Source organism: Streptomyces sp. NPDC087420 (assembly GCF_044744165.1).
In the GTDB taxonomy this organism is placed as follows: domain Bacteria; phylum Actinomycetota; class Actinomycetes; order Streptomycetales; family Streptomycetaceae; genus Streptomyces.
Genome location: NZ_JBIUXU010000007.1, coordinates 426,418 through 451,156, shown reverse-complemented (window position 1 = coordinate 451,156; position 24,739 = coordinate 426,418). Strand labels below are relative to the sequence as shown.

18 protein-coding genes are annotated in these 24,739 nt (G+C 71.7%); 15 read left to right on the top strand and 3 right to left on the bottom strand.

What is annotated here, in order from left to right; all coding sequences use genetic code 11:
- Positions 1–40: 40 nt before the first annotated feature.
- Complete coding sequence (locus tag ACIO1C_RS17290; protein WP_401864068.1) at positions 41–2,932, bottom strand: AAA family ATPase; 2,892 nt, start codon at positions 2,930–2,932, stop codon at positions 41–43.
- Positions 2,933–3,166: 234 nt separating this feature from the next.
- On the opposite strand from ACIO1C_RS17290, the gene ACIO1C_RS17285 reads away from it, so the two are divergent.
- The 12 genes from ACIO1C_RS17285 (at position 3,167) to ACIO1C_RS17230 (ending at position 18,086) form a co-directional block, all read left to right on the top strand.
- Positions 3,167–3,964, top strand: coding sequence for an alpha/beta hydrolase (locus ACIO1C_RS17285; RefSeq protein WP_401864066.1), 798 nt, complete (start codon positions 3,167–3,169; stop codon positions 3,962–3,964).
- A gap of 78 nt (positions 3,965–4,042) precedes the next feature.
- The gene (locus tag ACIO1C_RS17280; RefSeq protein ID WP_401864064.1) at positions 4,043–5,077 is read left to right on the top strand and encodes an alpha/beta fold hydrolase; all 1,035 of its coding nucleotides are present in this window, start codon (positions 4,043–4,045) and stop codon (positions 5,075–5,077) included.
- A 120-nt stretch (positions 5,078–5,197) separates the two neighbouring features.
- Positions 5,198–6,121, top strand: a complete 924-nt coding sequence (locus ACIO1C_RS17275) for an alpha/beta fold hydrolase (protein ID WP_401864061.1) — start codon at positions 5,198–5,200, stop codon at positions 6,119–6,121.
- 174 nt (positions 6,122–6,295) lie between these two features.
- On the top strand, positions 6,296–6,739 hold the full coding sequence (locus ACIO1C_RS17270; RefSeq protein ID WP_401864060.1) for a hypothetical protein: 444 nt from the start codon (positions 6,296–6,298) through the stop codon (positions 6,737–6,739).
- A gap of 87 nt (positions 6,740–6,826) precedes the next feature.
- Positions 6,827–7,837 (top strand): phosphate ABC transporter permease subunit PstC, encoded by a 1,011-nt coding sequence (gene pstC / locus ACIO1C_RS17265; protein ID WP_401864058.1) that lies wholly within the window; start codon positions 6,827–6,829, stop codon positions 7,835–7,837.
- A 12-nt stretch (positions 7,838–7,849) separates the two neighbouring features.
- A complete protein-coding gene (gene pstA / locus ACIO1C_RS17260) occupies positions 7,850–9,079 on the top strand; it encodes a phosphate ABC transporter permease PstA (RefSeq protein WP_401864056.1) in 1,230 nt (409 codons plus the stop codon).
- Positions 9,076–10,851, top strand: a complete 1,776-nt coding sequence (locus ACIO1C_RS17255) for a phosphate ABC transporter substrate-binding protein PstS (protein WP_401864053.1) — start codon at positions 9,076–9,078, stop codon at positions 10,849–10,851. The genes pstA and ACIO1C_RS17255 overlap by 4 nt, the downstream gene beginning before the upstream one ends.
- Positions 10,848–13,403 (top strand): hypothetical protein, encoded by a 2,556-nt coding sequence (locus tag ACIO1C_RS17250; protein WP_401864051.1) that lies wholly within the window; start codon positions 10,848–10,850, stop codon positions 13,401–13,403. Before ACIO1C_RS17255 ends, ACIO1C_RS17250 begins: the two co-directional genes overlap by 4 nt.
- Before the next feature lie 248 nt (positions 13,404–13,651).
- Entirely contained in the window at positions 13,652–14,614 is a 963-nt protein-coding gene (locus tag ACIO1C_RS17245) for a hypothetical protein (RefSeq protein WP_401864049.1), read from the top strand.
- Positions 14,615–14,778: 164 nt separating this feature from the next.
- Entirely contained in the window at positions 14,779–16,173 is a 1,395-nt protein-coding gene (locus tag ACIO1C_RS17240) for a hypothetical protein (protein ID WP_401864047.1), read from the top strand.
- A gap of 108 nt (positions 16,174–16,281) precedes the next feature.
- Entirely contained in the window at positions 16,282–17,202 is a 921-nt protein-coding gene (locus tag ACIO1C_RS17235; protein WP_401864044.1) for a sortase, read from the top strand.
- A 41-nt stretch (positions 17,203–17,243) separates the two neighbouring features.
- Complete coding sequence (locus ACIO1C_RS17230; protein WP_401864041.1) at positions 17,244–18,086, top strand: phosphate ABC transporter ATP-binding protein; 843 nt, start codon at positions 17,244–17,246, stop codon at positions 18,084–18,086.
- A gap of 102 nt (positions 18,087–18,188) precedes the next feature.
- Here ACIO1C_RS17230 and ACIO1C_RS17225 read toward each other — a convergent pair whose 3' ends face one another.
- Together ACIO1C_RS17225 and ACIO1C_RS17220 are read right to left on the bottom strand one after the other, a co-directional pair.
- Positions 18,189–20,960, bottom strand: coding sequence for a molybdopterin-dependent oxidoreductase (locus ACIO1C_RS17225; RefSeq protein ID WP_401864039.1), 2,772 nt, complete (start codon positions 20,958–20,960; stop codon positions 18,189–18,191).
- A gap of 41 nt (positions 20,961–21,001) precedes the next feature.
- Positions 21,002–21,832: an FAD binding domain-containing protein gene (locus tag ACIO1C_RS17220; protein WP_401864036.1), complete on the bottom strand. Its 831-nt coding sequence runs from the start codon at positions 21,830–21,832 to the stop codon at positions 21,002–21,004.
- 212 nt (positions 21,833–22,044) lie between these two features.
- Here ACIO1C_RS17220 and ACIO1C_RS17215 point away from each other — a divergent pair, with 212 nt between their 5' ends.
- The 3 genes from ACIO1C_RS17215 to ACIO1C_RS17205 all read left to right on the top strand — a co-directional run bounded on the left by ACIO1C_RS17215 (position 22,045) and on the right by ACIO1C_RS17205 (position 24,716).
- Positions 22,045–22,950 carry an AraC family transcriptional regulator gene (locus ACIO1C_RS17215; RefSeq protein WP_401864034.1) on the top strand — a complete coding sequence of 302 codons (906 nt, stop codon included), beginning with the start codon at positions 22,045–22,047 and terminating at the stop codon, positions 22,948–22,950.
- Positions 22,951–23,052: 102 nt separating this feature from the next.
- Positions 23,053–23,739, top strand: a complete 687-nt coding sequence (locus tag ACIO1C_RS17210; RefSeq protein ID WP_401864031.1) for a hemerythrin domain-containing protein — start codon at positions 23,053–23,055, stop codon at positions 23,737–23,739.
- Positions 23,736–24,716 carry an LLM class flavin-dependent oxidoreductase gene (locus ACIO1C_RS17205; protein ID WP_401864028.1) on the top strand — a complete coding sequence of 327 codons (981 nt, stop codon included), beginning with the start codon at positions 23,736–23,738 and terminating at the stop codon, positions 24,714–24,716. Before ACIO1C_RS17210 ends, ACIO1C_RS17205 begins: the two co-directional genes overlap by 4 nt.
- The last annotated feature ends 23 nt before the right edge of the window (positions 24,717–24,739 follow it).

Below are 24,739 nucleotides of genomic sequence, written 5' to 3'. Positions count from 1 at the left end.
TAAGGCGTGTCCTGGCCAGGGCTGTCCGGTGCCGGGGCCGTCAGCCGCCCGCCTCGCGGGCGCGGAGGGCGACCGCGAGATGGCGGCGCGACGAGATGCCGAGCTTGGCGTAGATGTGGGACAGGTGGTACTCAACCGTCTTCTGGCTGACGTAGAGCTCCGCCGCGGCTTCCTGATTCGTCCGCCCGCCCGCTATGACGTACGCCACCGACAGCTCGCGTTCCGTCAGGGACAGCAAGTGGCTGGGAGCGTCGTCGGGCGCGGTGAGCCCGCTCGCGGCCAGATCCGCGTCACAGCGCCGGACGAAGGGGGCGGCCCGCAGCGCGCTGAACCGGCCGTGGGCCGTGTTCAGCCACGTCGCCGCGTCGCGCCGTGACGCGGAACCGGTGGCCAGCAGCAGCCTGCCGTACGCGTGCTCCAGCCTGGCGCGGTGGAACGGCGCGGCATCCGCGTCCCCGTCCGCCCCGGCGAGGGCGGCGAGGGTCTGCTGGTAGATCACCAGGGCGTCCCGGGGACGCCCCTGGGCCACGGCGAGCTGTCCGGCGAGTCCGGCCGTCACCACCCGGAGGTAGCCGGTGCCGTCGAATACCTCCCGCAGGTCGCGCAGCGCCAGCTCGGCGCTGTCCAGCTGACCGGTGCCCGTCAGCGCTTCGACGAGCAGCGACTGCTGCCACAGCCAGAAGGGCTTGTAGCGCAGGCGGATCCCGCCGGCCTCGGATTCCGGCGGTGCGCCGGGCGGACCCGCCGCGTTGTCGGGCGGGCCTGGCGTGTTGTCGAGCAGGTCCGGCGGGCTGTCGAGCAGGGGCCGCAGAGAGCGCAGCATCGCCGGGAAGTCGGCTCGGGCCTGTGCCAGCGTCGCACCGGCCAGGGCCGCGTAGACGATCTCGGTGGAGGCGCCGAGGGTCCGCGCGAGGTGGGTGAGGCTGTCGATGTGCTGCTGGACGCTGTCCCACTCTCCCCGGCCGGCCCGGACGCAGACGGCCGCGAAGCGGGCCGCGGCGTCCCCGAACAACTGGTCGTTGGTGTCCGCGACGACGAGTGCCTGATCGGCGGTGGACTCGCTCTCGTCCCACTCGCCGGACAGGTACTGGACCACCGAAAGCAGCGAGAGCGTGAGAGGGCTGAGTTTGGACCCGGCGCCCTGCCGGTCGCGCTGGGCCACGACACGGAGATCGGCGCGCGCCGCCGAGAGCCTTCCGAGGAAGAGACGGAGGACGCCGCGGGTGGCCAGCGTGTCGAGGCTGTCGTTCCGTACGGCGGAGCTGTCGGCCGGCAGGTGGGAGAGATCCTTCAACGCCGCACGCGGACCCTGGTCCCAGAGCCGGCCGGTGGCCAGGACCGCGCGGGTGAAATCCGTGGTGGTCGCGTCGAGCCCGCCGATCGCGAGGGTGCGACGGGCGATCTCCACGGTCTCCGCCCCCCGGCCGTGCCACAGGGTGATGTTGGCCAGGAAGGTGCCGGCCAGCACGGCGACCGAGTCGGCCAGCGGAGCTGACAGAGCCTCCCGCCACGCCCGGGTCAGGTGCGCCTCGGCGCTGGGGAACTGACCCGCCATCATGTCCAGGATCCCCAGGACGCACCCGCGCAGCGGCCCCGGCGAGCAATCCTCGACCTGCTGCCGCAGCTTCGCCGACCAGGCCGGCTGCATGGTGAGCAGAGACTGGGCGCACGCCCCGAGCAACCGCCGTTCGCGGTCGGCGAGGTCGCCGGAGAGCGACGAGGCCCACAACAGCCGGGTGGCGGCGAGGGCGTTGCGTCCGGCGGTGGCCTCGTCCGCCCCGGAGCGCTCCAGTTCGCCGGCGAGCCGGGAGTCGGTGGCGGTGGCCGCGGCGACCCGGTGCGCCCAGCCGGCGGCCGTGCTCACGACGGCCGACGCGCCGGCGTGCAGGACACGACGCCGTTCCGGAGTGAGCGCGGCGTAGACGGCGTCGCGCTGGAGGGCGTGCACCAGAGCGACCGGGCTCTGCTCTTCCATCGGCCACCACAACGCCAGCCCGGCGGCGAGGGCGGGGCCGAGCGCGCGTGCGGGGTCGGTGAGCCCGGCGAGCCGGCCGGCCGTCGACAGCGGGACCCGGGCGTCGAGAACCGCCAGCGCCTCCAGCAGGTCGCGGGACTCCTTGGGGAGACGGTCCAGTTGGGCCCGGATCCCGACCTGGAGTGACCGGGGAACCGGCCATCGCTCCAGCACCCCGCCCCGCAGCGCGCCGGCCGGCACCTCGGCCAGCACAGTCCTGACGTACAGCGGATGCCCCTGGGTGTGCACGTACAGCCGCTCGATCAGGCCCGGCGCCAGTCGGCCGTCGACCAGGCCCCGCGCCAGTCGCCCGACCTCACTGTCGCCGAGCCCGCCGAGTTCGAGTTTCACCGCCCGGTCCGAGGACCGCAGCAGTCTGTCGAGGGTCCCGGCGGAACCCTCCGCGTCCGGACGGGTCACCAGGACCGTCAGAACCCGGTCCGCCCACAGTCGGCGCAGTGCGAAGCCCAGCGCCTGTACGGACAGCCGGTCCGCCCACTGGACGTCGTCCACCACCACGGCGACGGGGCGTCCGGACGCCTGGAGCGCGCCCAGCAGCAGGAGGAGCTGTCCGCCGATCGCGTGCGGAGCCGCCCCGGCAGGGGGTTCCTCCGCCAGCAGGGGGAACCGCCGGAGCAGTTGTGCGTCCACGCGCCGGGTCAGCTGCCCGATCACACCGCTCCGGAGGTCGGCTTCCGAAGGGTCGCCGACGGCCCACAGGACGGTGAAGTCGTCCAGCGTCGCGGTGAACCGGCGTACGAGGGCGGTCTTGCCGATCCCGGCCTCGCCCTCGATCACAGCCAGCCAGGAATCGCCGGCCCGTACCTTTTCCGTGCACTCCAGAAGCCGCTCGGACTCCCGCACCCGACCGACGAACAACTCGTCCGGGGCGTCGCGTACGACCTTTCCGGTGTTCACCGCATCAACCTCGTTCTGGCCGCAGCGTATGAACAGTGCAGAGTCTGGGCCCGAATCACTCTACTCAGCGCGGACCGGGAAAGGAGCCGCGGGCCGGGCCCCGGGGCGGCGCGGGCCGGACGCCACTTCGCGGGCACGCCGGCGGACGACTGTGGTCTTTCCCCGATACGAAGGAGACGGTACGGGTGGTGTCCTGACGCGACAGGCGGGACCCACCCGCCTTGAGAGGCAGCCATGACGTCACCGACACCCGTCATCTTCATTCACGGACTGTGGCTGCACGCCACGTCCTGGACCCCCTGGACCGAGCTGTTCGGGCAGGAGGGTTACGCCGCCTCCGCGCCGGGGTGGCCCGGCGACCCGGACACCGTCCAGGACGCCCGCGACAACCCCGAGAGCATCGCCGACCACGGGATCGACGACGTGGTCGAGCACTACACCGCGATCATCCGCAAGCTCGACACCGCGCCGATCCTCATAGGACACTCCTTCGGGGGCATGATCGCGCAGAAGCTGCTCGGCCAGGACCTGGCGGCGGCGGCCGTCGCGATCGACGCCGCGCAGATCAAGGGCGTCCTGCCGCTTCCGCTGTCGGCGCTGCGGGCGACCCTGCCGGTGTTCAAGAACCCCGCGAACAAGCATCGCGCGGTGTCGCTGACCGCCGAGCAGTTCCGGTTCGCGTTCGGCAACGCCATCCCCGAGGCGGAGTCGGACGCGCTGTACGAGCGCTGGACGATCCCCGCGCCCGGCAAGCCCCTGTTCGAGGCCGCCGCTGCGAACTTCAACCCGCACTCCCCGGCCAAGGTCGACACCGCCAACGCGCTGCGCGGCCCGTTGCTGCTGATGACCGGGGGCAAGGACCACACGGTGCCCGAAGCGGTGACCCGCGCGACGCTCAAGCAGTACCGGCATTCCGACGCGGTCACCGACATCACCGATTTCCCCGGCAAGGGTCACTCGCTGACGATCGACGCCGGCTGGCGTGAAGTCGCCGAGTCCGCTCTGACCTGGCTGCGCCGGCAGTCCCTCTGAACCATCCGCGCCACCGAACGGACCCGGCCACGGACCTCGTCCGTGGCCGGGCCCACCCCCCCCACTCTGGAGCAACTGATGCGATCCTTCCGTGCCCTCCTCAGACCGCGTGGCCTGGCCCTGCTCGCCGCGGCGGCGGCTTTCGGTCTCACGGCCACCGCTGTCACGGCGCAGGCCGGCGCCGCGCCGTCCACGTCCGCGGCGTCCCACGCCACGAGGTCCGCCACCGCCTCCGCCGTAGCCCCGAAGGAGCGGATGCCGGCCGGCTTCACCGAGCACAAGGCCCGGGTGGGCCGGCTCGGCGTCCACTACGTGATCGGCGGTCACGGCCCGACCCTCGTCCTGCTGCACGGCTACCCGCAGACCTGGTACGAGTGGCGGCACATCATGCCGGCGCTCGCCGAGCACCACACCGTCATCGTCCCCGACCTGCCGGGTGCCGGACGCAGTGACGCCCCGGCGGCCGGCTACGACAAGAAGACGATGGCGGAGGACATCCACGGCCTGCTCGTCCGGCTCGGCCGCGACAAGAACGTCGACATCGTCGGACACGACATCGGCACGATGGTCGCCTACGCCTATGCCGCCGCACATCCGGCCGACGTCAGGAAGCTGGTGCTCAGCGAGGCACCGATCCCCGACCCGAGTCTCTATACCTTCCCCTCGCTGACCGCCGACGGTCCCGGCGCCTGGCACTTCGGCTTCTTCGCCCTCGCCAACGGTCTGCCCGAACAGCTCGTCCGCGGCCGCGAGACGATCTGGACCGGTAAGTTCATCGCCGAACTCGAAGTGCGGAAGGGCGCGGTCACCCCGGACGAGATCGCGGTGTTCGCCGGGTACCTGAAGGACAGGGCACACCTCGAAGCGAGCTTCGAGTGGTTCCGTACCCTGCCGCAGGACATGGCGGACAACGCCGTCCACCGGAAGACCAAGCTCAGGATGCCCGTCCTGGCGATCGGAGCCGACGGCAGCCTCGGGTCGTTCGTACCCGATCAGGTACGGGAGTACGCGACCGACGTCACCGGCGTCGTCGTCAAGGACTCCGGCCACTGGCTGTACGAGGAACACCCCGCCGAGATGACCACGCTTCTCCTCGACTTCCTCGACGCCTGATCCTTCGCCGCTCGCCGCTCGCCGCTCGCTCCCCGCCGCTCGCTCCCCGCCGCTCGCGGAGTTCGCGGCGCCGGGGCGGTCCCCCGTACCCCTTCCACCGATCCGAGTAGGAGCACTGCCATGTCCGGAAACGCGGCCACGCCCGAAAACGCTCACACCCCCGAGAACGCCCCCGGCGACAGCCGCCGATGGACCCGGAAGCGCATGGTCGTACCCGCGCTTCTCGCGCTCACCGTGCTGGTCGTCCCGGTCGTCGCCACGGCCGCTTCGGCGACGCCCGAAGCACCGGCCCGGGTGTCCACCACGGCCAAGGCTCCGGCCTCGACCACGGCGAAGCCGACCGTGGTCCTGGTCCACGGCGCGTTCGCCGACGCCTCCAGCTGGGACGGCGTCGTCAAGCGTCTCCAGCGCCAGGGCTACCCCGTCGTCGCCGTCGCCAACCCGCTGCGTGATCTCGGCGGCGACTCCGCCTACACCTCCAGCGTGCTCGACGGCATTCCGGGACCGGTGGTCCTGGTGGGCCACTCCTACGGCGGCGAGGTCATCACCAACGCCGCCGTCGGTCACCCCAACGTCAAGGCTCTCGTCTACGTCGCCGCCTACGCCCCGGACCAGGGCGAGTCGGGCCTGACCCTGACCGGCAAGTTCCCCGGCAGCAGGCTCGGCGCGAACCTCGTCACGCACGCGTTCCCGGTGCCCGGCGGGGGCAGCGACGTCGAAGGTACGGTGAACCCCGTCGCGTTCCACGAGGTGTTCGCGGGCGACCTGCCGAAGAGCAGGGCAGCCGCGATGGCAGCCACCCAGCGCCCGGTGGCCCTCGCGGCGCTGGGCACGCCCAGTGGTGTCCCGGCGTGGCGGACCATTCCGTCCTGGTACCTCGTCGCCGGGTCCGACCTGGCCATCCCGGCGGCCGCCGAGCGTTTCATGGCGAAGCGGGCGGGCGCCCACACGATCGAGATCAAGGGCGCGTCGCACGTCGTCATGATGTCCCACCCCGACCGGACCACCGACCTGATCACGGCGGCGGCCAAGGCCACTTCCTGACCCGGCGCGCGGGACGTTCCCCGGCCCGGCGTCAGGGTCCCCATGGGGACATAGGGGCAACATTCGAGTGAAGTGTTCGGCCGGTGATCGATTGAAACCGCAACTGTCCCGTTCGTCTCAATAAGTTGCTCCTGCCGTTCCCAACCCCGGGAAGGGCGGGGGGAGCTGAGGGTCATGAAGAGATCGGACGGCTTAGGCAGAGCCGCCGTGGGCGGGGCGCGGTGTCAGATCGACACCGATCCGGCGGGCGGGTTCGGCTGGCGGCTCATCGCGCACAACGGCCGGGTGGTCGGGGTGTCCGCGGGCAGCTTCACAGACAGCCGGGCCTGCGCGCGGGCGTTCGGCGAGATGTGCGCCCAGGCGGACAAGGCGGCCGGGGGCGTTCATCACGGACCGGGCGGTGACGGGTGGGCCTGGTGGTTACGCCTGCCCGACGGAACGGCCGTCGCGGCGTCCTCACGTACGTACGAGAGGTACTCCACCTGCCGTGCGGCGCTGGGCCGGTTTGTCGGGCTGCTCGGGCAATTCGCCGCTCTGGAGCAGGAGTTGGCGGATCCAAAGGAGTTGGCGGATCCAAAGGAGTCGGGGGAGGCGAAGGAGTCGGGGGAGGCGAAGTGACGGAGATGAACGGAAGTTGCCCCTAGGGCACACCTCGTTCACACACCGGAGCACACGTGTCAATGACCCGCCCCGAGGGTGACCGGTGTGACGACACACATCGAAGAGCGCCCCGGGGAGGGGTCCGCGGGGCCCAGACGCCTGTACTCGGATCCCGGGCTGCCGGACCGGATCTTCCGCGGTGTCGCACGCTCCGGCGGCGGATTTGTGCTCGCCGTGATGCTCCTGGTCGGCGGCTTCCTGCTCTACCGCGCCTGGCAGGCGCTCTCCCGGGCCGGCTGGTCCTTCCTGACCACCGAGACCTGGGAGCCGGACGCCGGACGCTTCGGCATCGCGGCCGTCCTGGTCGGCACGGTCCTCATCGCCCTGGTGGCGATCCTGGTCGCCGTACCGCTCGCGGTAGGGGGCGCGCTCTACATCTCGGAGTACGCCCCGCCCCGCATCCGGCAGACCCTCATCGGTGTGGTCGACCTGATGGCCGCCGTGCCCTCCGTGGTCTACGGGCTGTGGGGGCTGTTCTTCTTCCAGAACCAGGTGCTCGGCACGGCCCGCTGGCTCTCCACGTACGTCGGCTGGATCCCCTTCTTCGCCGTCGACGGCGCCGACCCGCGCGACCCGCTCGCCAACGCGACCGTCTACGCCTCCTCGACCCTGATCGCGGGCATCGTCGTCGCGCTCATGGTCGCGCCCATCGTCTGCTCGGTGATGCGTGAGGTGTTCTCGCAGGCCCCGGTGGGCGAGCGGGAGGGGTCGTACGCGCTCGGCGCCACCCGCTGGGGCATGATCCGCAGCGTCGTCCTGCCGTTCGGCAAGGGCGGCATGATCGGCGGGACCATGCTCGGGCTCGGGCGGGCGCTCGGCGAGACCATCGGCGTCTATCTCGTCATTTCGCCGATCTTCGACATCCAGTGGCACGTGCTCCAGAGCGGCACCAGCTCGATCTCCTCGCTGATCGCCCTGCGGTACGGGGAGGCCAGCGAGTTCGGCATGTCCGCCCTGATGGCCGCAGGCCTGGCGCTCTTCCTGATGACCCTCGTCGTCAACTTCGCCGCGTCCTCCATCGTCGCCCGCAGCCGCTCCGGCGCGGCGAGCGAGTAGGGAATCCCCGTCATGACCACAGCACCTCCGCGCCCGCGCACCACGCCGGCCGCCGAACGCCCGCCGCCCGCCGACGCGTTGGGCGAGCGCCGCCGCGACACGTCGCTGACCCGTGGCAGCGATGTATACGCGCTGGTCGGCGCCGCCGCCGCGTCGTTCGCGCTCACCGGCCTGTTCTTCACCCGGCTGCTGCCCTTCAACGGCACGGTGGGCTTCGTGGTCGTGGCGTACCTCCTGTTCCTCGGGATCTACGCGCTCCTCGTGTCGTTCGACGAGTCGGGACCCGCCGTCCGCGACAAGGTGGCCGGGGTGGTGATCCAGAGCCTCGCGCTGCTCATGCTCGTGGCGCTGGTGTTCGTGGTCGTCTACACCCTCTTCGAGGGCCGCGAGGCGCTGCCGCACCTGAACTTCTACACCGAGGACATGCGCACGGCCGGCCCGCTCGACCCCCTGTCCGCCGGGGGTGTCCTGCACGCCGTCGTCGGGACGCTGGAGCAGATCGCCCTGGCGCTCGCCTTCACCGTCCCCGTCGGCCTGGTGTGCGCGGTCTTCCTCAACGAGGTGCCCGGCCGGTTCGCCCGGCTGGTGAGGACCGTGGTGGAGGCGATGACCGCGCTGCCGTCGATCGTCGCCGGCCTCTTCATCTACGCCACCGTGATCCTGACGCTCGGCCTCGGCCGGTCCGGGTTCGCGGCCTCGCTCGCGCTCGCGGTGATGATGCTGCCGATCATCATCCGCGCCTCCGACGTGGTCATCCGGCTGGTCCCCGGCACGCTGCGCGAGGCGTCGTACGCCCTCGGCACGTCCCGCTGGCGCACGGTGTGGCACGTCGTCCTGCCCACCACCCGGTCCGGACTGACCACGGCGGTGATCCTCGGTACGGCGCGGGGCGTCGGGGAGACCTCCCCGGTGCTGCTGACGGCCGGATTCACCGCCGAGTTGAACGCGAACCCCTTCAACGGGCCGCAGGTCTCGCTCCCGCTGGCCGTCTTCGAGTTCGTCAAGTCGCCCGAACCCACCATGGTGGCCCGGGGATTCGGCACGGCGGCGGCCTTGATGACCCTGGTCCTGCTGCTGTTCATCCTCGCGCGGGTGATCGGCGGCCGTAATTCAGGACGGCTCAGCCGCGGCCAGGAGCACCGCCGCGTCCAGGCGTCCCGCAAGGACGCCCAGCGGTTCGCCGCGCGCGACAGGGCGCACGCCGCCCCGAAATCCGTCACAGATCCAGGGAGTTCCCAGTGAGAGCCGCACCGCTCACCCGCACGCTCGTGTTACTCGCGGCGCTGGCCTGCGCGTTGGCCGCCGTACCACCACCGGCGTGGGCCGAGTCGTACACCAAGCTCAGCGGATCGGGGTCGACCTGGAGCTCGAACGCGCTGGACCAGTGGCGGCGCAACATCGGCGCGAACATCGGGCTCACCGTGAACTTCTCGGCGTCCGGCTCCTCCGTGGGCCGGGAGGAGTTCAAGAACGGCGTCTCGGACTTCGGCGTCTCGGAGATCCCGTACGGGCTGACCGAGGGCCGGACCACGGACGTGCCGCCGACCAAGCGCAGCTACGCGTACATGCCGATCGTGGCCGGTGGCACCTCGTTCATGTACAACCTCAAGATCGGTGGCAAGAAGGTCACCAATCTGCGGCTGTCGGGTGAGGTGATCACCAAGCTCTTCACCGGCAGGATCACCATGTGGAACGCGCCGGAGATCAAGGCCGACAACCCCGGCCTCACCCTTCCGGCCCGCCGCGTCGTCCCGGTGGTGCGCTCCGACGGCTCCGGTACGACGGCGCAGTTCACGACCTGGATGGCCAAGAAGCACGGCTCGCTGTGGAACGACTACTGCCGCAGGGCGGGCCGGTCCACGCCGTGCGGGATGACGTCGTACTACCCGGTGGTCCCCGGGTCCTCGACCGTCGCCAAGTCCGGCTCGCTGGGCGTGTCCGGCTTCACCAAGCAGTCCAGCTTCGAGGGCGCGATCACGTACGTGGAGTACTCGTACGCGATCAAGACCGGCTTCCCGGTCGCCAAGATGCTGAACAGCGAGGGGTATTACGTCGAGCCGACGTCGTCGAGTGTCGCGGTGGCGTTGCAGCAGGCCCGTATCAACGAGAACAAGAACTCGCCGAACTACCTCACCCAGATCCTCGACGGCGTCTACGTCAACCGGGACCGCAGGTCGTACCCGCTCTCCAGCTACAGCTACATGATCATCCCGACCTCCACGGAACTCGGCTTCACGACCGGCAAGGGCAAGTCGCTGGGCACCTTCGCCAACTACTTCCTCTGTGACGGCCAGCAGCAGGCGGAGGAGCTCGGCTACTCGCCCCTGCCGATGAACCTGGTGCAGGCCGGCTTCAGCCAGGTCCGGCGCATCCCGGGCGCGCCGGTCGCGGACATCAAGATCAGCAGCTGCCGCAACCCCACTTTCTCCTCCGACGGCTCCAACACCCTCGCGAAGAAGGCCCCTTACCCCAAGGAGTGCGACAAGCGGGGTCCGACGCAGTGCTCCACCGGCACGGCGGGCGCGGCCCGCGAGGAGACACCGGTCGTCCCGGCGGCCCGGGGGGACGGTGGCGGTGGCGGTGGTACGAACTCCGGTGGCGCGAGCGGTGGTTCGGGCTCGGGGACCGCGAGCGGCGGTTCGGGCTCGGGGACCGCGAGCGGCGGCAACGCGAGCTCCACAGGCGGGAGTTCCGGCTCGGGCGGTGCCACGGACTCCGGCGGGAGCGGTACGGGCGGCTCCCCGGACGGGTCGGCCGCAGCCGCGGCGGCCGGTGGCACGGGGGACGGGGGAGCGGTCGACCCCGACACGGGTGAACCGCTGGGGAGCGAGGCCGGGACGGGTGACGCGAGTGTGGTCGGTACGCCGGTCACCCTGGCGTCCGGGGGATCCATGGGCCTGCGCGGCGCGCTGATGGCGCTCTCGGCGGCCCTGTTGCTCGGCGTGGTCGTGGGCCCGCCGGTCGTGGCCCGCGCACTGGCCGGGCGGGCCCGGCGCAGAGGGGACGAACGATGAGACGCGGACCTGACCCGGCACAGGGGGGACGGGCGACGGGACGCGGTCCCGGCCGGCGCGCGGGGGACGGGCGACTCGGCCGCCGTGGGGCGGCGGGCGTGTGCGCGCTGCTCGGGGCCCTGGTCCTCGCGGTGCTGCCGCTGCCGCCGGGCGGTGAGGCGCAGGCGGCGGGGCAGGAAGGTGCCTCCTCGGCGCTCACCGTCCAGGGCAGGAAAGGGACGCTGGACGACTTCTCCGCTCTCAAGGTGACGGTGGGTCAGACGAAGGACCTGCGGTCGCAGGGGGTACGGGTGAGCTGGACGGGCGGGAAGCCGACCACGGGGTACCCGTCGTACAACTACCTCCAGGTGATGCAGTGCTGGGGCGACGACCCGGCGGGCCCCGACCGTGAGCAGTGTGTGTTCGGGGTGGCGAAGAAGGGGGACAAGGGCGGCGGCCTGGTCGCGCTGCGGCAGCTCGACGGGGATCCCGCGGAGACCGAGTACGTGAACAACGGCACCGCCGAGTCCTTCGTGCCGTTCCGCCCGGCCAACGGCGAACCCGCCACCACGGGCAGCCGCGACTTCACGTACTTCAGCAATCTCGACACCAACGAGGAGCTGTTCGGCATCACCCGGGCCGACGGTACGGGAGACCTGGTCTTCCCGGTGCAGACCGCCCGGGAGGCCCCGCATCTGGGCTGCGGCGAGCGCCTCGGCTCCGGTGCGTCCCAGAAGGTCAGGAACTGCTGGCTGGTGGTGGTCCCGCGCGGCGAGCACGACGTCGACGGTACGGGGGGCAACAACCAGATGCTCCAGAGCTCCCCGCTCTCCACGTCCAACTGGGCCCAGCGGCTGGTGTTCCCGATGGGCTTCCAGCCCGTGGGCGACGGCTGCGCGCCCGACAAGGCCGAACGCCGCATGATCGGCTCGGAGATGGTCACCGACGCCATCACCTCCTGGCAGTCCCGGCTCTGCGCCGGCGGGGAGACCCGGTTCACGTTCAGCCAGTCCGGCGAGGACTTCGCGCGGTCGCAGATCACCGAGCCCACGGACTCCGCCCCCGGGCTGGCCTTCACGATCGACCCGGTCAAGGCGCCGAAGGGCGCCGCGCCCGTGGTGCACGCGCCGGTGGCGCTGAGCGGACTGACGGTCGGGTTCTTCTGGGAGCGCGAGGGCCAGACCGCGGTCCAGGACATCAAATTGACCCCCCGCCTGCTCGCGAAGATCCTCACCGCGTCCTACATCAACGACGTGCGGCTGATGACGGGCGCCGAGTCGAAGGTCCCCGTACATCTCGCGGGCAACGCGGCGTCGATCGTCGTGGACCCGGAATTCCTGAATTTGAATCCTCAGTTCAAGGAAGGCGCTCCGAATCCGCTCGCGAACGCCGGAGCGATCATGCTGATCGGGGATGTCTCCGACGTGAACAGTATTGTCTGGCGCTATGTCCAGAGCGATCCCGAGGCGCGTTCCTTCCTCAAGGGCGAAGCGGATCCGTGGGGCACGAAGGTCAATCCGTACTACAAGGAACTGGACCTTGACTCGAAGGCTCCGGTCGATTTCCCCAAGGTCGACCCGACCGAGACCGAACTCACCAGCGACGGCAAGCACATCACGTACGGCCAACTGGACTGGGCCCCCTATGTGGCGGACATGCACCAGGGGGCGCTCTTCGTCCGCCGGGGGAGCAACGGCGGGAAGTCCCGCATCGAGCAGGACACCTCGGCGCCCGAGGGGGTGAAGCTGGTCGGCGTCCCGCCGACCCACGGCAGCCGGCGGGCGTACGGGATCGTCGACACGGCCTCCGCCGCGCGCTACCAGCTGGGGGTCGCCGCGCTGCGGACGTCCGACGGCCGGTTCGTGAAGCCCACGGACGCGTCGATGCTGAAGGCCGTCGGCGCGATGAAGGACACGGCCGTGCCCGGCGTCAAGGCGGCCGACCCCGGCCGGGCCAAGGACGGGGCCTATCCGCTGACCACGCTGACCTACGCGGCCGCGTCGACGGGCCTGGAGAAGCCCGTACGGCAGGACTATGCGCGCGTGCTGCGGTACGCCGCAGGTCAGGGGCAGGTGCCCGGGTACGGGCCGGGTGAGCTTCCGCCCGGGTACGTCCCGCTGCCGGCCGCGCTCCGGCGGCAGACCGAGGCCGCGGCGGACCGCCTGGAGAAGGGCGACCCGGACGCCGGTGGCCCGGACGACCCGGCGGAAGGCGCCTCGTCCGGCGGCGGGGACGCGGGTAACGGCGGGGACGGCGGGGACGGCGGCGCCGGGTCCGGCTCCGGCTCCGGCGGAGCCGGGGGAGGCACGGGAGGCGGTACGGCCGGTTCCGGCGACGGCGGCGGGGCGGGCGAGGGGTCCGGCACCGGAGGCGGGACCGGGAGCGGCGCGCCGTCCGCCCCGGCCGACTCCGCGGCCGACAAGAGGACCGTCGCGCGGTCGGGCGGTGTGACTCCCGGCGGGGTGCTGGGCGTCATCCGCTGGGTCCTGCTCGGCGTCCTCGTGGCGGGCGGCGCCGCCGCGCTGGCCGGGCCCGTACTGCTGCGCCTGTCGGTGCGCCGCCGGTCCACCTGACGGCTCTTCGGAGAGGAATTCCCGTTCCGGCCGGGACGGGAATTCCCTTTCCTTTTCCGTTCCGCCGATCTTTTTGGAGATGCGTAGGCAATGCGCACGTAACCTGATCCGCCGCCGGAGTTGGTGGCCGTCCGCATCTCCGTAAGGAATGGTTTGCGGTGGCCGGCCGACGGGCCGGTGGCTGTGAAATCCGGATTCTGCTTGTACGTCCATTCCTTGCTGTGCTTGCTCCACGGAGGAGAACAGAAGTGAACGTCAAGTCCTACGCCCGTATCGGTGCCGTCGTCGGCACGGCCGCCCTCGGCCTCGGCCTGCTGACCTCTCCCGCGTCCGCCGACCCGCCGTCCGTCCGCGTCCTCGCGGGCACCGGCTCCGACACCACCCAGGACGTGCTGAACGGCCTGGGCAACACGGTCGACAGCGGGGCCACGATCGCCTCGTACAACGCGACCGGCTCGATCAACATCCAGACCCGCGCCAGCGGTTGTGTGATCGCCCGTCCCAACGGCTCCTCGGCCGGCATCGACGCGCTCCGTACCGCGGTCGACACCGCCTCGGGCTGCCTCGACTTCGCGCGCTCCTCCCGTACCCCCGCGGACACCACTACCACCGACCTGACCTGGATCCCGTTCGCCAAGGACGCGGTCTCCTATGCGTACCGCAGCGGCAGCGGTCTGCCCACGAACCTGACGACGGCGCAGCTGAAGTCGGTGTACGAGTGCACGCTCACCACGCTCAACGGCGTCGCCCTGACGCCGCTGCTGCCGCAGGCCAGCTCCGGCACGCGGCAGTTCTTCCTCAGCTCCATCGGCGTCACCACGCCCGGTGCCTGCGTCACCAGCGGTTCGCAGGAGAACGACGGCACCGTGCTGGACACCGCCGGTGACATCGCGCCGTACTCGGTCGCCCAGTACTACGCCCAGGGCCGGGGCATCGCCGGTGTCCCGAACCGCCGCGGCTCCGCGCTGCTCGGCTCGGTCAACGGCCAGGCGCCGCGCGTCGGCACCGCCCTGAACGCGAGCTTCCCGTACCTGCGCGACGTCTACAACGTCGTCCCCACCAACAAGCTGACCGTCTCGCCGATCTCGACGACCTTCGTCGGCTCGACGTCCAAGGTCTGCAACGCCGTGACCACCGCCGCCATCGCCAACTACGGCTTCGGCGGCCTCGGTTCGGCCTGCGGTTCCACCACGCTCAAGGGCGAGCGCTGATCACCGCCGCTCCCTGACCGCGCCACGGCCGGGCACCCCCAGGGTGCCCGGCTCCACGGCGTATCCGCCGACCGACACGATCCCGTGGGGGAAAACAGATGTACCGCCTGGCACCACACAGATCACCCGTCAGCCTGCTGACCTGTTGCGCACTGCTTTTCGGCATGCTCGCGGCGGTGCTGGCGCTGTCCACCCCCGCGCGGGCCGACGAACCGATCGGTACGTTCACCCTGGCGCCCGCCACGGGCAGCACCGCGGAGGTGTTGTCGGGGACTCTCACCACGAGCGCGGCCTGCCCGGCGCCGGTCGACCCCGCCTCGCCGTACCAGAACCTGCGGGTCGAACTCGCCAACGAGGACGGCTCGTACCGCGAACGTGTCGCGACGTCCACCGACGGCGCGCCCTTCGACGGGGCCGGTCCCGTGGTGGCGGACCTCGCGAAGACCAGCCCGGACGGGCCGCCCAACGTCTCGCTCGACGAGGCCGCGCTCTACATCGACCGCGTGGACGCCGACGGGAAGATCCTCGACGGTGACTACGTGCTGGCGGCCGGCTGCGCGCCGGCGGACAACGTCGTGAACGGATACTTCAGCGCCGTCATCCGGGTGACCGCGGGCTCCTGGAGTCTGGTGCAGGTACGGCCCACCCAGACCGCGCTGACCGCCACCCCAGCGGAGGGCACCGCCGGCGCGACGATCGAACTCACGGCCACCGTGACGCCGGAGGACGCGGCCGGATCGGTCGTCTTCCGCAGCACCCACGGCACCGCCGCCGAGCTGGGCTCCGCCGTGGTCACGGGGGGGAAGGCCAAGATCAGCACGACGTTGCCGACAAACGCCAACCCGGCGTTGTACGAGGCCGTGTTCACGCCGGCCGACACCGAGGCCTTCACCGAGTCGACCGGCACGCTCGGCGTGCCCGTCACCGCCCCCTCCCCGACCCCCAGCGACACGCCCACGGGACCGGAGGAGCCCGCCGATCTCGACGTCATCGACGAGGCCGGCACGACCCTCGACCCCAACCCGACGCTCGAAGCGGGCCAGAAGGTGTACGTCACCGCCCGGGGCTACGCCAAGGACGCCACGGTCAAGGTCGCTCTCGCCGAGTCCGGGGCGGCGCTCGCCGACGCGACCGCGAACGCCGACGGCACGGTCGACAAGTACCCCTTCACCGTCCCCGAGGACATCGTCGACGGGGAGCACACGCTGACACTGGCCGAGGACGCGGCGGACGGTCACAGTGTCGCCTTCGCCTTCACGGTCGGCGGCGGGGGCGACCCCGACCCGGAACCGTCGGACGACCCGGGCGAGTCCACCACCCCGGAGCCGAGCGACACCGATGGCGGCTCGTCGGGCGGGGACAGTGGCGGGAACGGCGACAGCGGGGGTACGTCCGGTGGCGGCGGTGACTCCTCCGGCGACGGGGGATCGCTCGCGTCCACCGGCACCGACGCGCTCGCCGCCGGGCTCGGCGCGCTCTCGCTCGTCACGGCGGGTGCCGCGTGTGTGTTGTTCGTCCGCCGCCGGGGTCTGCTGAGTTTCACGGCCCCGAGGCACTGAACCACACCACAACCCACCCCCCGTCTCACCCCCCCGTCTCACCCCCCCGTCTCACCCTCCGTCCCACCCCCATCTCCCACCCCTCCGCCCCGCGAGGAGCGCACCCCCGTGACCGTGCTGTCCCCGCCGCCGCCCCTCGCGACGGCCCCGCCCCAGCCACCGGAGCCCGCCGCGCCGGCCCGGCCGCCCGCCAAACCGGGGCTCGCGCTGCTGGGCGCGATCCTCTCTGTCCTGGCGGCCGTGCTGCTGGGCTTCGTCGCGAGCCTCACCGTCGTCGGGCACCTCCAGCACGCGCGCGACCAGGAGGTGGCGTACGACGAGCTGCGCAAGCAACTCGCCCTCGGGACGGCCCCGGTGGGGCAGCGGACGTACGACAACAAGCCGCTCGCGATGGGCGCGCCGGTCGCCCTGCTGAGGATCCCCGTGCTCGGCCTGCGCGAGGTGGTGGCCGAGGGCACCACCTCGGGCGTCCTGATGTCCGGGCCCGGACACCGCCGCGACTCCGTATTGCCCGGGCAGGCGGGCACCTCCCTGATCATGGGCAGGCAGTGGGGGTACGGCTCTCCGTTCGTGCGTCTCGACCGGCTTCCCACCGGGGCGGTGGTCGAGGTGACGACCGGCCAGGGCAAGGCGGTGTACCGGGTGACGGGGGTACGGCGCCCCGGCGACCCGCTGCCACCGGCGATCGGCGCGGGCGAGGGACGCCTGACGCTCATCACGGCGACCGGCGACGCGTACACCCCCTCCGGACTCCTGCGGGTGGACGCCGAGTTGACCAGTCCGGTGCAGCCCGCCCCGCCCCGCTCCGGACGGATCGACGCGGCGGAGGAGGCCCTCGCGGGCGAGGGCGGCGCCTGGCTCGCGGTCTTCCTCTGGTCGCAGGTGCTGCTCGCCGCCGCGCTGCTCACGGTCTGGGCGCACCGGACGTGGGGCCGGTGGCAGACCTGGATCTGCGCCGTGCCCGTACTCGCCGCGACCGGCCTCTCCGTCGCGTCGGCGGCCACCCGTCTCCTCCCGAACCTGCTGTGAATCTCCGACCCGGAATGAAAAAAGAGGAGTTGAACGAGACCATGACCACCACCCCGGATCTGCTCGACACACTCGCCCTGCCACCGGTACGGGGTCTGACCACCGGCGGCCCGGCCACGCTGGAGGCGTCGGCGATCTCCGCGTGGTTCGGTGACCACAAGGTCCTGGACCGGGTCTCGCTGACCATGCCCGCCCGCGAGGTCACCGCCCTCATCGGCCCGTCCGGCTGCGGCAAGTCGACCTTCCTGCGGATCCTCAACCGCATGCACGAACTGATCGGTTCGGCCTCGCTGGCGGGCCGGGTGCTCCTCGACGGCGACGACATCTACGACCGGGGCCGGCGCATCACCCGCGCCCGCCGTGAGATCGGCATGGTCTTCCAGAAGCCGAACCCGTTCCCCGCGATGACCCTGTACGACAACGTCCTCGCCGGTCTGAAACTGAACGGCATCAAGGCCCCCCGGGACGGCAAGGACGACCTGGTCGAGGAGTGCCTGACCAAGGCGGGCCTGTGGCGCGAGGTGAAGGACCGCCTCCGCCAGCCCGGCGGCGCGCTCTCCGGCGGCCAGCAGCAACGCCTCTGCATCGCACGCTCGTTGGCGGTGCGCCCGCGCGTCCTCCTGATGGACGAGCCGTGCTCGGCCCTCGACCCGACCTCGACGCGGCGGATCGAGGAGACCATCCACGACCTGAAGCACGAGGTGACGATCGTCATCGTCACCCACAACATGCAACAGGCGGCCCGCGTCTCCGACTCGTGCGCCTTCTTCCTCGCGGAACAGGGCACCCCGGGCGCGATCGTCGAACACGGCCCGACGGACGACATGTTCAACCGCCCCCGCGACGAACGGACGTCGGACTACGTGAACGGCCGCTTCGGCTGACGGGTCAGCGGCACGGGTCCCGGTCGTCGTCCTTCGGACGCGGGCCCCCCTGCTCCGGGGTCTTCCAGCCAGAATGGGCCGGACCGGCGTCGATCACCGCCGTCAGCTCCGCCGGCTCGACGCCGTCACCCCCGCGGCGTCCAGGGCCAGCCACACCCGGTCCCGGGTGAGGGGGAGTTGGGTGAAGCGGAGGCCCGTCGCGTCGCGCAGGGCGTTCGCCAGGGCGGGCGCGACCGGGTTGAAGGGGCTCTCGCTCATCGATTTGGCGCCGAGGGGGCCGATGCTGTCGGCGGTCTCCATGAAGTGGACCTCGGTGCGCGGGACATCGGCGTACTGGGGGACACGGTAGCGGCGGAAGTCGGCGGTCTCGACCTCGCCGCGTTCGTCGACCCGTACGTCCTCGAAGAGCGTGGCGCCCAGCGCCTGGGCGACTCCGCCCTCGACCTGGCCGCGGCACTGCATCGGGTTCATCACCGTGCCCGCGTCGGCCGCGTGCACACTGCGCAGGATGCGGATCTCGCCCGTGCCGGGGTCGACGGCGACGCGGAACCACTGGGCATTGAAGGCGACCGAGCGCGGGGCGCCCCCGAAGTGCCCGTCAGCGGCCAGGGTGACGCCCCGCGCCCGGGCCGCCTCGTACAGCTCCTTCAGGAGCAGCCTGCCGCCCCGGTGGACCACCGCCTCCTCCGTGAGCCGGCAGTCGGCGCGCGGTACGCGCAGGTGGCCGGCGGCGAAGTCGAGGAGCAGGCCGGCGAGGGCGCGGGAGGCGCGCAGGGTGGCCTTCCCCGCGACGACGATGCCGGTGGAGGCGAAGGCGCCGGTGTCATGGCGTACGACGTCGGTGTCGGACTGCCGGACGGTGATCCGCTCGACGGTGGTGGCGAGTTCGCCGGACGCGATCTGCCGGTGGACGGTGGTGGTGCCGTTGCCGAACTCGGCCGTGCCGACGGCGAGATCGAAGGTGCCGCCGGGCAGCAGGGTGGCGCGGGCATCGGCGAGGTGGCCGCCGGGAGGGCCGGTGGCGATCATCGCGAGGGCGGTTCCCTCGCCGACCAGCCAGCCGTCCGGTACGGTCTCGTTCCCGCCCCCCTCGGCCCCGGCGCCGGTCACCGGCTCGGCCCGCGCGCGCCGGACCACACCGAGGCACTGGTCGAGGCCGTAGCTGGCGACGTGCAGGTCCTCGTCCCAGCCGCCGGGAGTGATCAGCGGCTCTCCGGGCCCGATGATGTTCTTCGCCTTGAACTCCAGTGGATCCAGGCCGAGCCGTCGGGCGAGTTCGTCGAGGGCCGACTCGACCGCGAACATGACCTGGCCCAGTCCGTAGCCGCGAAAGGCACCGGCCGGGACGGTGTGGGTGTAGACGGCGAAGGCGTCGACCTTCTTGTTCGGGGCGCGGTAGACCGCCAGCGACTCGCCGACGCTGTGGAACATCACCGACGGGCCGTGATTCCCGTACGCGCCCGTGTTGGACACCACACGCAGCCGCATCGCGGTCAGTGTGCCGTCGCGGCGGGCGCCGACCTTGAGGCGGACGGTGAACGGGTGCCGGGTGGTGGAGCCGTAGAACTGCTCGGCCCGGGTGTACTCCAGCTTCACCGGGCGGCCCAGCCGCAGCACCGCCAGCGCCACGATGTCCTCGACCAGCATCTCCTGCTTGCCGCCGAAACCGCCGCCGACCCGGCCCGCGACCACCCGTACCCGCTCCTCCGGGAGGTCGTACAACGCGCACAGCGCACGCCGCGTCAGGAAGGGGGTCTGTGAACTGGTGCGTACGTTCAGCCGGTTGTCCTCGTCCAGCCAGGCGAGGGCTCCGTGCGTCTCCAGGCTGGCGTGCTGGACGCGCTGGGTGCGGTACGTGTCCTCGTACACGGCGTCGGCCTCGGCGAAGCCCGCCTCGACGTCGCCGATCTCGCCGTGTGTCTCGCCGGCGACGTTGTCCCGGGGGCGTGCGATCCGGGCCGTCTCCGGGTCCTTGTCGTGGACGACCGGTGCGCCGGGACGCATCGCCTCCTCCGGGTCGATGACGGCGGGCAGCACGTCGTACGTCACCTCGACGCGGCGGCAGCCCTCCTCGGCGGCGGCCTCGCTGTCCGCGACCACCGCCGCCACACGCTGGCCGATGTGGCGGACGGTGTCGTCGAGGACGCGGGTGTCGGCCGGGTCCTCCTCGGGGTGTTCATGGCGCGCGGTGGAGAAGTGCCCCTGGGGAGCGTCGTGATGGGTCAGGACGGCGTGCACACCGGGTACGCGCAGGGCGGCGGAGGTGTCGACGGCGAGGACGCGGGCGTGGGCGTGCGGGGAGCGCAACAGCTTCATGTGGAGCAGGCCGGGCAGGTCGACGTCGAAGGTGTAGCGGGCGGTGCCCGTCACGACCTGCGGTCCGGCGGGCGCCGGCAGGTTGCGGCCCACGGCCTCGCCGGGCGCGGGAGCCTCGGCGTGGCGCACCCCCCGTACCGCGTCCTCGATGGCGCGGTAGCCGGTGCAGCGGCACAGATTGCCCTTGAACGCGCGGGGCAGGTCGGCGCGTTGGTCCTCGTCCAGGGCGACGGTCGTCATCAGGAACCCGGTTGTGCAGAAGCCGCACTGGAAACCCTGCGCGTCCAGGAACCGTCTCTGTACGGGGTGGAGTTCGCCGTTCTCCGAGGCGAGGCCCTCGACCGTGGTGACCGTACGGCCGTCGGCGCGGAAGGCCGGGTAGAGGCAGCTGTGCACGGGCTCGCCGTCCACATGGACCGTACAGGCCCCGCAGTCGCCGGCGTCGCAGCCCTTCTTCACACCGAACCAGCCGCTGTCGCGCAGGTAGGTGCGCAGGCACTGGCCGGGGCGCGGCTCGTGTGTGAACGGCCGGCCGTTCACCTCGATCCCGAAGCTCACTGGGCGGTCCCCGCTTCCTGGCGCTTCTTGGATGTCCCCGCTCACCGGGTGTGTTCCTCGGCCGGTGACAGTTCCCGGCGGATCTCCTCCGCGTACCTGAATGTCATGTGCCGCCGCCACTCCGGCAGCCCGTGGATGTCGTCGAACCACTCGTCCCCGGCGACGGCCCCGCCGATCGCGGTACGTACCTCGTCCGCCGTGGGCGGCAGCGGGAACCACAGCCGGACCGGGCGGACGGTCGAGGCGGTGACCGTGATCGCGAGGGAGCGGTCGACGGGGTCGAGCGCGCCGACGACCAGCACACCCGAGCGGCCGAGCCCGTACAGCGACGCCTGCCGGAAGGCCGTACGGCGGGCGAGGGCCCGGGCGGGCAGGGTGACGGACCGCAGCAGCTCACCCTCGGCCAGCACCGTACGGCCCGCGCCGGTGACGAAGTCCGTGACCGGGACCCGGCGCAGGAGACCGGCCTGGGAGCGCAGCAGGCACACTCCGTCCAGCGCGACGGTGAGGGAGATCATCGGACCGGCCGGGAGGGCGTTGCAGAGGTTCCCGCCCACCGTGGCCATGTTCCAGATCTTGAAGGAGGCGAGGAAGGCACGGCAGCATTCCTCGAACAGCGGCGCGGCTTCGGCGCTCAGCTCCTTCGCGAACCGGGACAGCTGGGCGATGGTGCAGGTCGCGGCGATCTCCAGCGAGCCGTCCGGGTGCGTGCCGACCGGGGTCCAGCCGGTACGGCTCAGGTCCACCAGCCGCCGCAGGTGCGGCTGCGGCTCGGAGAACAGGTACGTCCCGCCGCCCAGCCAGGCATCGCCCGGCAGCCAGGGCGCGGCGTCGCGCGCGTCCCGTACCTCCGTCACCGTGTTCAGGTCCATGACGGTCAGTGAACCAACCCGGAGGGGCTCAGGACGGCTGGTTCATCACACAGAAACACGGACTTTTCCGGCGAGCCCTCTGGAGCGACGCCGGAGGCGGCAGGAGAGTTACGTTGGGGTGCGGGCGTGGTCGGCTCCGTACGCGGTGAACCCCGCCCTCCCTGTCACACGTTTCCACTCTCGGAACGGCATCGACGCCCCGAGGAGGGACAGTGCCCCTGCACACCCCGACGATCGACACGATCGGCACGACGGAAGCCCGCTTCGCCTCGACCTACCGCGAGGTCCGGCTCGGTCCCGTGGGCCTCGGCGACGTCACCTTCCCGCACGACTGGGCCGTCGCCTGCGACGACGTCGGCGCCCACTACTACGTCCACCTCCCGCTCGCGGGCCGCTTCGACTCGCGCCACCGCGGCGTCGAGCTGACCCATACCCGCGAGGCCACCGCCGTCTTCCGGCCGGGCGGGGGATCGTTCGCCGGCCGGTGGGCCGCGGGCTACCACGCGCTGTGCGTACGGTTCGACCTGCCGTCCATGAATGCCGCGCTGGCCCGGCTCCTGGGCGACCGCACACCGGCACGGATCACCTTCGGACACACCATGAACACCGCCGCCGGCTTCGGGCGCGGCTGGGCGGACCTCCTGCTGTCGGTCAACCGGCAGTCGGCCGCGCCGGACAGCCTGCTCCACCAGCCGCTCGTCGCGGCCCCGCTGGCGGAGAGCATGGTGAACGGCTTTCTTCTGGCCGCGACACACTCGTACTCCGAGCAGCTGAGGACACCCGTGGGCGCCGCGCGCCCGGCCGCGGTCCGCGCGGCGGTCGACCTCATCGAGGCCGACCCGCGGGCGCCCCTGACCGTGTCGCTGCTGGCGTCGTCCTGCGACGTCAGCGTCCGTACGCTCCAGAACGGTTTCCGCCGGCACCTGGGAATGCCGCCGATGGCCTATGTACGAGAGGTCAGGCTGCGCCGGGCGCACGAAGAACTGCGCGCCGCCGACCCCTTCGCCGAATCCGTCGCCGCGGTCGCGCGGCGCTGGGGCTTCCGTCATCTCGGCCGGTTCGCCGCCGCGCACGAGGCCGCATACGGCCAGACGCCATTGAGGACGCTCCGCGGATAATCAATTTCGCTTTCCGGACAATTTCCCGGAAAATGAGCGGCGCCCAGTTAGTGTTCACATTCGGAAAGCACAAAAAACGCGGACACTCTCAGGGAAACGAACATGAATAACGAGCCCTATGCCGATGTGCGTGACATGTATCTGGCGCATTCCATGTTCCGTCGCGAGATCGGCCTCGCGCCCGACCTCGTACGCGGGGTGGCGAGCGGCGACGCCGAGCGCGCGCGGATCGTCGCCGACCACCTCGACCTCGTGGACACCGTGCTGCGCCATCACCACCACGGCGAGGACCTGCACCTGTGGCCCAGGCTCCTGACCAGGGGCGGCCCGGACGCGGCGGCGGTCGTACGGGTCATGGAGGACCAGCACGAGGCGATCGAGCGGGCCAACGGTGAGGTACGGGACCGGTCGGCCACGTGGCGGGTCACCGTCGACCCGGAGGACGGCGCGGCGCTCACCGACGCGCTGCGGCGGCTGCTGGACCTGCTGGTCGAGCACCTCGCGGTCGAGGAGGACCAGGCACTTCCGCTGATCGAGAAGCACATCACAGCGGCCGAGTGGGGGCAGATGGTCGCCGAGGGCGGCGCCGATCTGGCACCGGAACACATGGCGCTGATCTTCGGGATGATGGCGTACGAGGGCGACCCCGAGACCGTCAGGGACATCGTGGCGGGCATGCCGCCGGAGATCCGTCCGGTCATCGCGGACCTTGCCGCGCAGGCGTTCGCGCGGCACGCGGTGAGGGTGTACGGCACGCCGGCGCCGCCGCGGACGGGGGCGCGGCGATGAGCGGCCACCGGTACGACAACGGCCGCACATACGGGCGCGACCACGGTCACGACCTGATGTTCGGGGCCCTGCTGGAACCGCCCGCCGACCGGCCGCGGGACGTCCTCGCCCTCGCCGACCTGATGGAGGCCGTCGGACTCGACGTGGTGACGCTCTCGGACCATCCGTACTGGCCGGAACGGCTCGACACCATGATCCTGCTGGCCGCCGTCGTGGCCAGGACGGAGCGCATCACGGTGATGTCCAACATGGCGAACCTCCCGCTGCGCCCGCCCACCACCCTCGCCCGCACCGCCGCGACCCTCGACATCCTCAGCGGCGGTCGCTTCGAACTGGGCCTCGCCACGGGGGCCCAGCAGATGTGGGACCTGGTCGTCGCCGAGGGCGGTCCGCGGCGGAACGCCGGCGAGTCGGTCGACGCGCTGGAGGAGGCGGTACGGATCATCCGCGCCCTGTGGACCTCGGACAGCGCGGTGAGCTTCGAGGGCGGGCACTACCGGCTGGCCGGGGTGAAGCCGGGGCCACGTCCCGTGCACGACCTCGGCATCTGGCTGGGCGCGTACCAGCCCCGGATGCTCCGCCTGGTGGGCGCGGTCGCGGACGGCTGGGTGCCCAGCTCGCCGTTCCTGCCGCCGGAACACCTGCCGGCGGCGAACCGGGTCATCGACGAGGCCGCGCTGGAAGCGGGACGCTCGCCGGGGGAGGTGCGGCGTGGGTACAACATCGAGGGACGATTCGCGCCGGATTCCGGCTCAGGTTTCCTGGACGGGCCGCCGCGGCTGTGGGTCGAGCAGCTGGCGGACCTCGCCCTCTCCCACGGAATCAGCGCGTTCTTCCTTTACCGCGCGGAGTCCCCGGACGTCATCCGGCAGTTCGCGGCGGAGGTCGCCCCGGCGGTGCGCGAGATCGTGGCGGCGGAGCGGGGGAACGGCGCCGGGCCCGTAACGCCCGTAACGCCCGCAACGCCCGTGAAGTAGAAGCGGCAATCGCAAGGGAGAGG

Excerpts from the sequence above, each read along its gene's own strand:
- ACIO1C_RS17210 (WP_401864031.1), top strand. The coding sequence starts at position 23,053 with ATGAATAACGAGCCCTATGCCGATGTGCGTGACATGTATCTGGCGCAT.
- ACIO1C_RS17275 (WP_401864061.1), top strand. The coding sequence starts at position 5,198 with ATGTCCGGAAACGCGGCCACGCCCGAAAACGCTCACACCCCCGAGAAC.
- ACIO1C_RS17280 (WP_401864064.1), top strand. The coding sequence starts at position 4,043 with ATGCGATCCTTCCGTGCCCTCCTCAGACCGCGTGGCCTGGCCCTGCTC.
- ACIO1C_RS17270 (WP_401864060.1), top strand. The coding sequence starts at position 6,296 with ATGAAGAGATCGGACGGCTTAGGCAGAGCCGCCGTGGGCGGGGCGCGG.
- ACIO1C_RS17205 (WP_401864028.1), top strand. The coding sequence starts at position 23,736 with ATGAGCGGCCACCGGTACGACAACGGCCGCACATACGGGCGCGACCAC.
- ACIO1C_RS17220 (WP_401864036.1), bottom strand. The coding sequence starts at position 21,832 with ATGGACCTGAACACGGTGACGGAGGTACGGGACGCGCGCGACGCCGCG.
- ACIO1C_RS17230 (WP_401864041.1), top strand. The coding sequence starts at position 17,244 with ATGACCACCACCCCGGATCTGCTCGACACACTCGCCCTGCCACCGGTA.
- ACIO1C_RS17250 (WP_401864051.1), top strand. The coding sequence starts at position 10,848 with ATGAGACGCGGACCTGACCCGGCACAGGGGGGACGGGCGACGGGACGC.
- ACIO1C_RS17285 (WP_401864066.1), top strand. The coding sequence starts at position 3,167 with ATGACGTCACCGACACCCGTCATCTTCATTCACGGACTGTGGCTGCAC.
- ACIO1C_RS17240 (WP_401864047.1), top strand. The coding sequence starts at position 14,779 with ATGCTCGCGGCGGTGCTGGCGCTGTCCACCCCCGCGCGGGCCGACGAA.
- pstA (WP_401864056.1), top strand. The coding sequence starts at position 7,850 with ATGACCACAGCACCTCCGCGCCCGCGCACCACGCCGGCCGCCGAACGC.